This window comes from Rhodococcus baikonurensis, assembly GCF_040489275.1.
Classification (GTDB): Bacteria; Actinomycetota; Actinomycetes; order Mycobacteriales; family Mycobacteriaceae; genus Rhodococcus_F; species Rhodococcus_F baikonurensis.
Map to the genome: position 1 here is coordinate 144,126 of NZ_JBEUOQ010000010.1, position 11,364 is coordinate 155,489.

An 11,364-nucleotide genomic window follows, 5' to 3' on the forward strand; every position below is an offset into this window, starting at 1 on the left:
GTGCGCCTGCCCGCTCCTGTTCATTTCACGAGCGTCTTCGGAAGCGCTCACGGCACGATGCGATAGGGCAACATCATGTCGTGATCTTCGTGATCGAGCAGGTGGCAGTGCCACACGTACCCCTGGAGTCGACCAGGGTCACTCATACCGTGGTGCCCGTTTCCCTGATGCGCCTGATCGCCGCCCGTCATCGCACCGCCCGTCATCGCACCGCCCGTCATGACAGCCTTCGGTAGTCGATCGAACATCGCGTCGGGATCGAAACCCAACTCGGCCACACACAATTCAGCTTTGCCGGGCCGAGCAAGTGCGCTTTCGGCACGTGCGCGCACAAGGGAACGGCACTTATAACAATTCGTTCACACAGTGGTGCTGCGACATTCCGACAGCTGTTTCACGCACACAGGCCAAGGGGGCAACTCAGCTTTCGAGGCGGCGAGCTCCGAGGACGTCCTTGAGGAGTTCCTTTGCAACATCCTCGGGATCACGTCTGGCAGTCGGATCAGCGGGCTCAGCAGCTTCCGCGAACATCTCGTCCTCGTCCTCCGGCGTTGCAGGCGGAGGAGTTGCCTCGTAGTCGACCTCCGGAGCAGGGGCCGGTCCAGGGTCTTCCGGATAGTCGGGGGCCTCGGGCGGCGGAATGTCGTCCGAATCCCCGCGCTGGGGCTGCGGAGCCTTGGGCTGCTGCGCTGCGCGCTCCTGGCTGGGGCGAGAGAATCGCGGCGCAGCGGCAGGGCGGCTCGGAGCTTCGGACGACTTGGGAGCACTCGACGCGGCCGGCGCCGTAGGTGCACCTTCTTGATACTCGACTTGCCAAGTGCCACCGAACATCTCGGCAAGGACCTCGCAGATGACCGCCGCGTTGTGCGGCTGTGTCACACGAGCACCCAGGACCGGCGAGCCGTGAGCGATGACCACGACATGTCCACGCACATCGTGAACCGTCGCCGCGGACAGCATGGCCGGAAGAACCTTGTTTCGTTCACCGACCTTGTTGCGCAAGGTGTTCCACGATTCACGGAGAGTCTCGACTCTGGGGCCTGCCGAGACCGGCGCAGCTTCTGCAGCCGCCGGCTCCTCGTACTCGGGCTCGGGCTCGTAGTCCGGTTCTGGCTCCGAGAGTCCGATGGGCTCTTCCGCTTCGGCCGGAGCAGGAACCGGTGGTTCAACTACTGGAGCTTCAACGACTGGAGCTTCAACTATTGGAGCCTCGGCAGCCGGAGCTTCAACCACTGGAGCTTCGGCAACTGGCGGATCGACGATCTCGACCGTGGGAGGCTCGACGACGGGAACTGCCGCTACCGGAGTTTCGACGACAGGAGCCTCCACAACCGGCGGCGTCGCCGCTGGCGCAGGTGCCGCTGGTTCCGGCCGTGCCTCAGGCTCGGCCTTGCGTTGCGAGGGCCGTTGGAACTTGGAAGCAATCTCCGGTTCGAGCGGCGGCACGGTCGGTGCCGGCGCTGCTGCCGCGCGAGGGGCGGCGGCAGCCGCAACTCCAGCAGCCGGAATACCTTGTTCCAGGCGCTCGAGCCGCTGCAACACGGCCGACTCGGTGTCGGAGGCCGAAGGGAGCAGCATTCTCGCGCACATCACTTCGAGCAGCAGCCGCGGCGCCGTTGCCCCTCGCATTTCGCTGAGACCAGCGTGGACGGTTTCGGCGAAGCGGGTGAGCGTGGCGGGACCAACCCGTTGAATCTGCTCACGCATCGTGACCAGCTCGGCCTCTGGCGCGTCGACCAACCCGCGTTCGCTGGCGTCGGTGACGGCCTGCATCAAGATCAGATCACGCAGACGTTCGAGGAGATCGAGCGCGAATCTGCGTGGGTCGTGACCGGCGTCCATCACGCGATCGACAGTGCCGAACAAGGCGGCACCGTCACTGGCGGAGAGAGCGTCGACTGCTTCGTCGATGAGCGCGACGTCGGTGACCCCGAGAAGAGAGAGCGCTCGTGGATACGTGACGCCTTCTTCGCCGGCTCCCGCGAGCAGCTGATCGAGGACACTCAACGAGTCACGAGGCGAACCGCCGCCAGCCTTGATGACCAGCGGGTACACAGCGGGCTCGACCGGTACCCCTTCCTGGGCGCAGATCTTTTCCAGGAGTCCGCGCATGGTCGACGGCGCCAACAGGCGGAACGGGTAGTGGTGTGTACGCGAACGAATGGTCGGGAGAACCTTCTCCGGTTCCGTCGTCGCAAAGATGAAGATGAGGTGCTCCGGCGGCTCTTCGACGATCTTGAGCAGCGCGTTGAAGCCCGCCGCCGTCACCATGTGTGCCTCGTCGATGATGAAGACGCGGTAGCGAGAAGCGGCGGGTGCGTGGAACGCCTTGTCTCGGAGTTCTCGGGTGTCGTCGACGCCGCCGTGACTTGCGGCGTCGAGTTCCGTCACGTCCAGGTTGCCTGTGCCGCCCGGGCCCAGCGAAACGCACGAGTCGCACACGTCGCACGGCGTCGACGTCGGTCCCTGCTCACAGTTCAGCGAACGCGCCAGGATTCGCGCCGACGACGTCTTTCCACAGCCGCGCGGGCCGGAAAACAGGTAGGCATGGTTGATGCGTCCGGTGTCGAGGGCCGTGCTGAGCGGTGCGGTGACATGCTCCTGCCCCACCACCTCGGCGAAGGACGCGGGTCGATACTTCCGGTACAGGGCCACGCGCAAAGACTACCGGCGACCCACGACAGGTGGTCCGGTGCGGGTGCACCGTCGACTTCTCCCGAAACATGTTCGCAACACAATCGCAGTGCGGAGGAAACCGCGCGCACTCATCGTGGGTTCCGTGCACGCGGGCTGGTCCGCGTGCGTGAGGAGAAGACTGTGCCCGCCACCATCGATGCCGGAGCAACTGCCTGGTTGCTCGTCAGTACTGCACTGGTACTTCTGATGACGCCAGGACTCGCGCTGTTCTACGGCGGCATGGTCCGCTCGACGGGCGTACTCAACATGATCATGATGAGCTTCGTCTCCATCGCACTCGTCACGGTTGCGTGGTTGTTCGTGGGCTACAGCCTCGTGTTCGGCGACGATCACGGTGGCATCATCGGCGGACTCGAGCACATCGGCATGGCGGGCATCGACCCCTCGACCGTGCACGGGAACGTTCCGGAAGTGTTGTTCGCAACCTTCCAATTGACGTTCGCAATCCTTACTGCAGCACTCATCAGTGGTGCGATCGCCGACCGCGCGAAGTTCTCCGCTTGGATGATCTTCGTCCCCATCTGGTCCTTGCTCGTCTATGTCCCCGTCGCTCACTGGGTGTGGAATCCGCAGGGATGGCTCGCCCAGATGGGCGCACTCGACTACGCCGGTGGCCTCGTGGTCGAAATCGTGTCCGGAGCGTCTGGCCTGGCATTGGCGCTGGTCCTCGGCCAGCGAATGGGTTTCAAGGCCGAGTCGATGCGTCCGCACAATCTGCCGTTCGTCCTGCTCGGTGTCGGACTGCTGTGGTTCGGTTGGTTCGGATTCAACGCCGGGTCGGCACTTGCGGCCGACGGTATGGCCTCGCAGATCTTCCTCAACACCCTCGTCGCCGGCTGCACCGGACTCCTCGGCTGGCTGTTCGTCGAGCAGAACCGTGACGGACACCCCACCACATTCGGCGCGGCTTCGGGCGTCGTCGCCGGTCTGGTCGCGATCACCCCGTCGTGCGGAACGGTGAACATGTTCGGTGCGCTCGTCATCGGTCTGATCGCCGGCATCGTCTGCTCGTACGCCGTGGGATGGAAGCACAAGCTCGGCTACGACGACTCCCTCGACGTCGTCGGCGTGCACCTCGTCGGTGGAATCGTCGGCTCGTTGCTGATCGGACTCCTCGCGACGGCCGTGATGACGGGCGGTCCGGAAGGTTTGTTCTTCGGCGGTGGATTCGCGCAGTTGGGCAAGCAGTTCGTCGGTGTCGTCGTGGTCGCGCTCTATGCCTTCGGTGTGACCTACGGTCTCGGAAAGCTCATCGACAAGACCTTCGGCTTCCGTATTTCGCGTGAAGACGAGGCCCGCGGAATCGACGTTGCACTGCACGCGGAGTCGGCCTACGAGCACGGAGTCCTCGGCCACGGTCCGATCGGTGGACAGAACCCCAGCCCGTTCCTCCAGCGTCAGCGTGAGGAACGGGAGAACCGCGAGCGGGACTGACCGCCCTCACCGGTTCGCGATTTCCTCCATCAGGATCGGAACGCCGACATTGCAGGAATGAATCCCGACGACGGTGGTCAGTTTCAGCACCTCGAGAATCTCCTTCGGGGTCACTCCCATGTCGAGCGCGGCGCGAATATGGCGTCGTACGCCGGGCGCGTACATGTGTGTGCTCGCCGCATCGACGGCTATGCACAGCAACTGGATCACCTGAGGTGACAGCACCCCACTGTTCCAGGGCTGCATCGCTGTCGTCATGTACAGCTCGGTCCACTCGGGATCCAGCTCCGAAAGGCCGTCCCACAACGGATTCCAGCCACCCGAATCCTTCATGGCCTGGGTGACGGGAAATGCTTCACTTGCTCGAACGTCAGTCATCGATCTCCTCCGGCCATCGAAAATTCTTGATTCAGTTCGCGTTTGAGAATCTTTCCGGTTGCCGTCATCGGCAGCGACGGCACGAACTCGATGCGGCGCGGATATTTGTAGGCGGCCATCTGTTCCCGCGACCATTCCACGAGATCCGATTCGGAGATCTCTTCACTCGGCTCTCGGATCACGAACGCGACAACTTCTTCGCCGAGGCTCGTGTCCGGCACCCCGACGACAGCGACGAGTGAGACGGCTGGGTGAGTGAGCAGAACCTCTTCGATTTCGCGTGGGTAGACGTTGAATCCGCCCCGCACGATCATGTCCTTCGCACGATCGACAATGTAGTAACTTCCGTCGGTATCGACCCGTGCCAAATCCCCGGTGCGAAACCATCCGTCGCACATGACTTCCGCCGTCGCATCGGGTCGGTTGAAATAGCCCTTCATGACGTTGTGCCCGCGAATGGCCAACTCGCCCACTTCATCGGGGCCGGTGATCGTGCTCCAGGAGTCATCGACAAGCCTCGCTTCGACACCCCAGATCGGCACGCCGATCGAACCGGGCCGGGGGTCACTCTCGGGGTCACTGAACAAGGCCAGCGGAGAGGTCTCGGACAAGCCGTATCCTTCGAGAATCTGAACACCGAAGCGTTCCTTGAACTGTGTCAAGATTTCGACGGGAAGCGCTGCGCCACCGGAGATCGCGCACCGCATGTTCTGCGCAACGGTCTCGACATCCACCCCGGATTCCACTACCTCGTCCAGCACGCCGAGCAGTCCCCAGTACATGGTCGGGACGCCCGCGAAGACCGAGATCTTTTCGCGTTCCATGATCTCGAGTGCCGCGGTCGCATCGAAGCGCGGCATCAACACCAAGGTGGCACCGACGCAGATTCCCGCATTCATGGTCACTGTCTGGCCGAACGAGTGGAACAACGGCAAGGTCAGGAGATATCGCTCATGCCTGGACGGAACGCTCTCGAACAACCGGTTGGTCGACAGTGCGTTCAAGACCATGTTGGAGTGAGTGAGTTCGGCGCCCTTGGGCTTTCCGGTCGTGCCGCTGGTGTAGAGAATGACCGCGGTATCCGTCGGTTCACGAACAACCGCGGCTGCAGGCGTTTCCGTGCCGGACACGGATGCCAGTGCTTCGCCTAGTGTCTCGACTCCGAGGATCGACGACGGTGCACCCGACTCGGCACTGATCACGATCAAGGACGAACATCTCTCGCTCTGCTCGAACCCGGCGATGGCGTACTCGGCGATCGGCAATTCGGGACTTCCCTCGAAACAGAAGTACAGCTTCGCTTCCGAATCAGCCAGGTGATAGGCGATTTCGCGTCCCTTGAGCAGAATGTTCAGAGGAACGACGACGCCACCGGCCTTGAGAATGCCGTAGTAGACGATCGGGAACTCGAGGACGTTCGGGCAGGACAACGCCACCTTGTCACCTGGCTCGACACCCCGCGAGACGAGCAGATGGGCAATGCGATTCGAGTAGGCGTCGAACTGCGCATACGTCTGCCTCGCTTTCCCGAGCACCAGCGCGTCCCGTTCCGGGTATCGCCGGGCCGAGTCTTCCAGCAGAGTCGCAAGGTCAAGCATGACTGTGGTCCTCCTGCTCCACGGGATCCACTAGCGACGTCGACTCGAGCAGTTCCCACACCAACGATTCCGCCCGCGGCCAATACCCGTATCCGGATGCCGGATTGAGATGTCCGACCTCACCCAGATCCAGCAACCGACTCCCCCATCCTTCAGCCAAACCCACAACTCGGCGATACCCGGCGAGCGGATCGTTCCGGCTCGCCGCGACCGTGCTCGGAAAAGGCAGACGCTGACGCGGTATCGGTAGCCACCCGTTCCGGTCGAGCTCCTCGAGCGACGGATAGGACTCGGGCAGCGGAAGTTCGAGATCCGCCGGCGTGACCAGAAGTGCGCCGGCAATCTCTCGATAATGCGCCCTCGCCCAGTGAGCAACGGTCATGACTCCGGCGCTGTGCGCGATAAGGACCACCGGCCCGCCAACACTTGTCAGCACCTCGTCCAACGCCGCAACCCTTGCATCGCGGCTGAGCTTGTCGGTCTCGAGGGGAGGAACCGTCAGAACGTTGTCGAGCCTGCGCGCGAGGTGAGTCTGCCAATGATCCTCGACATGATCCCGCAGACCGGGAACCATTACTACCGTGGTTGATTCATTCATCATGAACTCCGAACGTCTGTTACTTCAGTGGCGCCGAGGCTTTCGGGCCCCTTCTGCAATGTCGCCAGCCGCCTCATTCCCGCCGGGTAGGCTCGCTTGCCCGCAATCAGTGCGAGGGCCGCGACGACATAGACGAAGGGTGAAAGCTGGAGCGCGCCGAGGAGGCCCAGGTGGTCGGCGAGAATGCCGACCACGAAGGGACCGAGAGCCAGTCCCAGAAGGTTGTTGGCAACGGTGAGCGTGCCCATAGCCGACGCTCGAATCGAATGATGGGTGAGGTTCGCGACCATCGCCGCTGTCGGCCCCGACGAACCGGCGGAGAAGAACGCACCGATACCGAGCAACACGAGTTGCGCTGTCCCCGTGCCCAACCGGAGCCCGATACTCAGCGTAACCAATGAGATGGCGCAATAGACGATGGCGGTGGTCCATTTCCGCGCCGAATCGTCGCGGCTGAATCTGTCTGTGATGAAACCGCAGACCACCATCCCGCTCCCGACCAGGAGGACGAACACGGAAGCCGTGACGCCGGCCTTGTCCGGGGCCAAATCGTAGTAGCGATTGAAGAAGCTCGGCAACCACGCCAGAAGTACAGCGGCGGTGAACATCTGGAGACCGCCACCGATGTAGGCGAACAACACGGCCGGATTGGTGAACAGCGATGACACCGGCGCCCGGAAACCGTCGTGTCTCGCCACTTCCCCGGCAGCATCCGGAGCGGCCTCGACGGCATAGGCAGTGAGTTTCTTCTCGGTGACGAGTGCACGGAAGAGTGCAACCAGGATCAGTCCGAAGATCGCCATGGCAGCAAAAGACCACCGCCAACTGAACTGAACTGCGATGAACCCGCCGATTGCCACACCGATGACCGAACCGAACGATCCACCCGCCATGAAGGCACCGGCAAGAGCTGCGTGCACGCGGGGCGCAAATACGCTGAGCACCACGGCGATACCCACACTGCCGTACGCCGCTTCACCGACACCGACCAGGAACCGGGCGCCCAACATCTGCTCGTAGGTCTGAGCAATTGCGCACAGCAACGTCGCGACACTCCACAACACCGCCATCAAGATCAAGCTCTTGACGCGGCCCCAGCGGTCCGCGAGCAGCGACAACGGGAACGTCAACAGCCCGACCATCAATGCCACCACGCTGCTCAGGGAGGCAAGGTGCGAGTCGGAAAGATCCCAGTCCGCTTTCAGTATCGGGAAGACCGCACTGAGCACCTGCCGCGACATGTAGTCCGAGAGCAGAAGACCGAAGGCCAGGGCGAAAACGATCCACGGGTAGAACTTTCGTCGTCCACCGATTCCGAGGGCGGTGTCCACACGTGACGTGGCGGGAGCTTGCAATCCCATGACTCTCCTAGGAGTACTCGAGGTAGACGGGGCTACGGGGGTACGAAACCGATGCGGTTCGTACCCCCGGAACTGTTGTACGAGAGGGGGCGAACTCAGGCGTGCTGCGTGAATCCCAGCTGGCCGATACGGCGGTTGGGTGCATAACCCAGCTTCGCCAACGTCTCGTCGGTGTTGCCATACGTCTCACCGATCCGGTAGATGTCCCGAGCTTCCTTCGCGGTCGCCACCTCACGGCCCAATTCGCCTGCAATGCGCACCAACTGCTCGATCTGCTGCACCGATGTCATCTTCTCGCCCTTGCGGCCCCAGATGGTGTCCTCGTTGCCACAACGAGCGTGCAGGCCCATCGCGATCGCCATCGTGTTCACCGGCAGGACGCTACGCATCAGCGTTTCCAGCGTCAGGCAGGCACCGTCGGGAACCCGCTGGACGAAGTTCATCATGTTGTACGGGTTGGGGCCGTCGAAGCCGCCGCCGATTGCCACCCAGGTGAGGTTGACCGGGCCGGTGTAGATGCCGCGTCGGATCAACCGCTCCACCGTTTCGAGCTGCGGAATGCTCGACAACTGGAAGTGCGGCTGGATTCCGGCGGCCTGCAGCCGTCGCAGGTGCTCTGCCACCCACTCCGGACCGGCGGGCACGGTCATTTCCCGATACGTGTCCGCCAATTCCGGACGTTGCATCGACGTACCTGCGATGTCGTCGTCGGTCATCAGTTCCATGATGTTCATCTGGCTGGTGTTGATCGCGATCGTCACCTGATCGGGAGCCGGCTCCAATTCCGCAAGCATGTGGCGCACGTCGTCGGACAACCACTTCGCATCGGCGCCTTCCCCCTCCGGAGCAAACGAAATCGAGCCGCCGACCTGCAGAATCATCTCGGGAACGGCCTCACGCAGGCGGCCGAGAAGCTCGTTGAACTTCGACAGACGCTTCGAGCCCTTGCCGTCGAGTTCACGCACGTGGATGTGGAGAACGGTGGCACCGGCGTTGAAGCAGTCGACGGCTTGCTGGACGTGCTCGTCCATCGACAGCGGTAGGTCTTCCGCAAAATCGTCCGGCTCCCATTCCGGTCCGTAGGGAGCAACGGTGATGACAAGCTTGTCCTGGGTTTCGGGGAACAGTGAATCGTCGTGGAAATGCATAGCGTGACTCCGATCGAGTGAATGAATTTTCTTCAGGGCTGAAAAGAGAGATCAGAACGGTGCGTCGCCGACGATTCCGGCGCGCTCCATCTTTCGAACAGCAGGCCAGTAGTCCTGCACCGCGTAGTGCTGTGTCGAACGGTTGTCCCAGATCGCGACGCTGTTCTCGGTCCAGCGCCACCGAACCTGGTACTCGGGAATCTGAGCCTGGCTCGCCAGGTAGGTGAGCAGATTCCCGGCGCCGGGGGCGTAATCGATTCCGTAGCGGACGTTCTCGGGCGTGTGATAGTTCACGAGGTGTGTGGCGAAGGAATTGACGAAGAGAATCTTCTCGCCGGTCTCCGGATGTGTTCGTACCACGGGGTGTTCGGCGTCGGGAAAGCGTTCCTTCAGCTGGTGTCGCTGATCGATCGGCATCCGAGCGCCGAAGGTCGACTCGATACTGTGCCTGGCACGCAGATCCTTGATCTGGTCCTTGACCCGCGCCGACAGATTCTCGTAGGCGAGTGCCATGTTCACCCAAATCGTGTCGCCGCCGACAGGAGGTGTTTCCACACAACGCAATACACATCCCATGGGCGGGTTGACGCGCCAGGTGGCGTCGCAGTGATACGCATTCTCGAAGTGCTCCGGCGGGCTGTCCAGGTCTTTGTAGATGCGGACCAGACCTGGGTGGTCGGGGTCGCTGCCCAGGGCCGGATGATCCTCGAGTTCACCGAATCGCTGGGCAAGTTCGACGTGCTCGGCTCTGGAGAAGTTCTGGTCACGAAAGAACAGAACCTTGTGTTCGAGCAACAATCCCTTGATTTTGGCAAAGAGTGCATCATCTCGCGCGACCTCGCCGAGATCCACCCCGGACAACTCTGCCCCGATCGAACAGGTCAATTTCTCGACGCGGATCGTACTCGTCGACGAGGGAAGGTTTTCTGTCAGCGTTGCGGTGTTGGTCATGACAATTCCTCTGGGAAGTGCTGTTTCGGTTCAGACGGAGAAGACGGAGGAACCGATACTGCGACCGGACTCCATGTCGTGGTGCGCACGCACCGCATCTTCGAGGGGGTATCGCTGGTTGATCTCGATCTTGATTCGCCCGGACTCGACGTGGGAGAACAGTTCTCCCGCCAGTTCGGCACGTTCTTCGGGATCCGCGATGTAATCGGCAAGAGCCGGACGTGTGAGGAAAAGAGATCCCTTGACTGCCAACTGCATTGCCTGAATCGGCGGAGTCGGTCCGGAGGCCGTTCCGAAGCACACCAGCAGCCCGCGCCTGGCAAGGCAATCGAGTGAGATGTCGAAGGTGGATTGCCCGATACTGTCGTAGACAACCGGCACGCCGACGCCCCCGGTGATCTCCTTGACACGTGCGACGACGTCCTCGCGGGTGTAGATGACGACTTCATCGCACCCGTGCGCTCGGGCGACGCTCGCCTTCTCGTCGCTCGACACCGTGCCGATCACTTTGATTCCCAACAGTTTTGCCCACTGGGTGAAGATCAGTCCGACACCACCGGCCGCAGCATGCAGCAACACGGTGTCCCCCGCTTTCAACGGGTAGATGCGCCGCAGAAGGTATGCGGCAGTCAACCCTCGCATGGTCATGGCGGCCGCGGTGTCGAAGGCAATGCCGTCGGGAAGCGCGATCAGGTCGGACGACGCCATGATCCGCTCGGTGGCGTACGCACCCAGCGGACTGCCGGTGTAGGTCACGCGGTCCCCCACTGCAAAATCGACGACTCCCTCGCCGATCTCTTCGACCACGCCGGCACCCTCAACGCCCATCCCGGCAGGCAATTGCGCAGGGTAGAGGCCGCTTCGAAAGTAGGTGTCGGCGAAGTTCAACCCCACCGCTTCATGGCGAACTCGAACCTCTCCGACGCCCGGTCGTCCTACCTCGATCTCTTCCCAACGCATGACGGACGGTGTGCCGATCTCGTGGAACCGAATGGCGTTTGCCATCGATGCTCTCCAATTCTGTGGGCGGACTCGACTCGATTGCGGTCGAGCTGCATTCGTACGCAACAACTTCCAGAAGTCGGTGCTCGACTTCGCGGTCGTGCCGAACTGATGTGAACAAAACTATGTGAGATCCGGCTCACATGCTTAACTTGACGAGACACGCAACACAACATTTCGGGACATCGAGTAAAGGA

Annotated in this window: 9 protein-coding genes and 1 pseudogene; 1 reads left to right on the forward strand and 9 read right to left on the reverse strand. The window is 62.1% G+C overall.

Annotation, left to right across the window (positions count from 1 at the left end; translation table 11 throughout):
* Positions 1-47 precede the first annotated feature (47 nt).
* Positions 48-131 (reverse strand): annotated as a pseudogene (locus ABWI03_RS22495) (multicopper oxidase domain-containing protein); the annotation flags it as partial.
* 289 nt (positions 132-420) lie between these two features.
* The gene (locus ABWI03_RS22500) at positions 421-2,655 is read right to left on the reverse strand and encodes a DNA polymerase III subunit gamma and tau (protein WP_298776396.1); all 2,235 of its coding nucleotides are present in this window, start codon (positions 2,653-2,655) and stop codon (positions 421-423) included.
* A gap of 162 nt (positions 2,656-2,817) precedes the next feature.
* On the opposite strand from ABWI03_RS22500, the gene ABWI03_RS22505 reads away from it, so the two are divergent.
* Complete coding sequence (locus ABWI03_RS22505) at positions 2,818-4,131, forward strand: ammonium transporter (RefSeq protein ID WP_003943791.1); 1,314 nt, start codon at positions 2,818-2,820, stop codon at positions 4,129-4,131.
* A 6-nt stretch (positions 4,132-4,137) separates the two neighbouring features.
* Here ABWI03_RS22505 and ABWI03_RS22510 read toward each other — a convergent pair whose 3' ends face one another.
* The 7 genes from ABWI03_RS22510 to ABWI03_RS22540 form a co-directional block, all read right to left on the reverse strand.
* Positions 4,138-4,509 (reverse strand): carboxymuconolactone decarboxylase family protein, encoded by a 372-nt coding sequence (locus tag ABWI03_RS22510; RefSeq protein ID WP_095969600.1) that lies wholly within the window; start codon positions 4,507-4,509, stop codon positions 4,138-4,140.
* Positions 4,506-6,107 carry a long-chain-fatty-acid--CoA ligase gene (locus ABWI03_RS22515; RefSeq protein ID WP_298776399.1) on the reverse strand — a complete coding sequence of 534 codons (1,602 nt, stop codon included), beginning with the start codon at positions 6,105-6,107 and terminating at the stop codon, positions 4,506-4,508. Before ABWI03_RS22515 ends, ABWI03_RS22510 begins: the two co-directional genes overlap by 4 nt.
* Positions 6,100-6,705 (reverse strand): RBBP9/YdeN family alpha/beta hydrolase, encoded by a 606-nt coding sequence (locus tag ABWI03_RS22520; RefSeq protein ID WP_298776400.1) that lies wholly within the window; start codon positions 6,703-6,705, stop codon positions 6,100-6,102. Before ABWI03_RS22520 ends, ABWI03_RS22515 begins: the two co-directional genes overlap by 8 nt.
* Positions 6,705-8,066 (reverse strand): MFS transporter, encoded by a 1,362-nt coding sequence (locus ABWI03_RS22525; RefSeq protein ID WP_095969598.1) that lies wholly within the window; start codon positions 8,064-8,066, stop codon positions 6,705-6,707. Before ABWI03_RS22525 ends, ABWI03_RS22520 begins: the two co-directional genes overlap by 1 nt.
* A gap of 95 nt (positions 8,067-8,161) precedes the next feature.
* A complete protein-coding gene (locus tag ABWI03_RS22530) occupies positions 8,162-9,214 on the reverse strand; it encodes a beta-keto acid cleavage family enzyme (RefSeq protein WP_298776403.1) in 1,053 nt (350 codons plus the stop codon).
* Positions 9,215-9,265: 51 nt separating this feature from the next.
* Positions 9,266-10,165 (reverse strand): TauD/TfdA dioxygenase family protein, encoded by a 900-nt coding sequence (locus ABWI03_RS22535; protein ID WP_298776406.1) that lies wholly within the window; start codon positions 10,163-10,165, stop codon positions 9,266-9,268.
* Positions 10,166-10,195: 30 nt separating this feature from the next.
* Positions 10,196-11,170: a quinone oxidoreductase family protein gene (locus tag ABWI03_RS22540; RefSeq protein WP_133728618.1), complete on the reverse strand. Its 975-nt coding sequence runs from the start codon at positions 11,168-11,170 to the stop codon at positions 10,196-10,198.
* Between the last annotated feature and the right edge of the window lie 194 nt (positions 11,171-11,364).

Bases quoted from the DNA above. Each gene is read 5' to 3' on its own strand.
- ABWI03_RS22525 (WP_095969598.1), bottom strand. From the start codon at position 8,066: ATGGGATTGCAAGCTCCCGCCACGTCACGTGTGGACACCGCCCTCGGA.
- ABWI03_RS22520 (WP_298776400.1), bottom strand. From the start codon at position 6,705: ATGAATGAATCAACCACGGTAGTAATGGTTCCCGGTCTGCGGGATCAT.
- ABWI03_RS22535 (WP_298776406.1), bottom strand. From the start codon at position 10,165: ATGACCAACACCGCAACGCTGACAGAAAACCTTCCCTCGTCGACGAGT.
- ABWI03_RS22530 (WP_298776403.1), bottom strand. From the start codon at position 9,214: ATGCATTTCCACGACGATTCACTGTTCCCCGAAACCCAGGACAAGCTT.
- ABWI03_RS22540 (WP_133728618.1), bottom strand. From the start codon at position 11,170: ATGGCAAACGCCATTCGGTTCCACGAGATCGGCACACCGTCCGTCATG.
- ABWI03_RS22510 (WP_095969600.1), bottom strand. From the start codon at position 4,509: ATGACTGACGTTCGAGCAAGTGAAGCATTTCCCGTCACCCAGGCCATG.
- ABWI03_RS22515 (WP_298776399.1), bottom strand. From the start codon at position 6,107: ATGCTTGACCTTGCGACTCTGCTGGAAGACTCGGCCCGGCGATACCCG.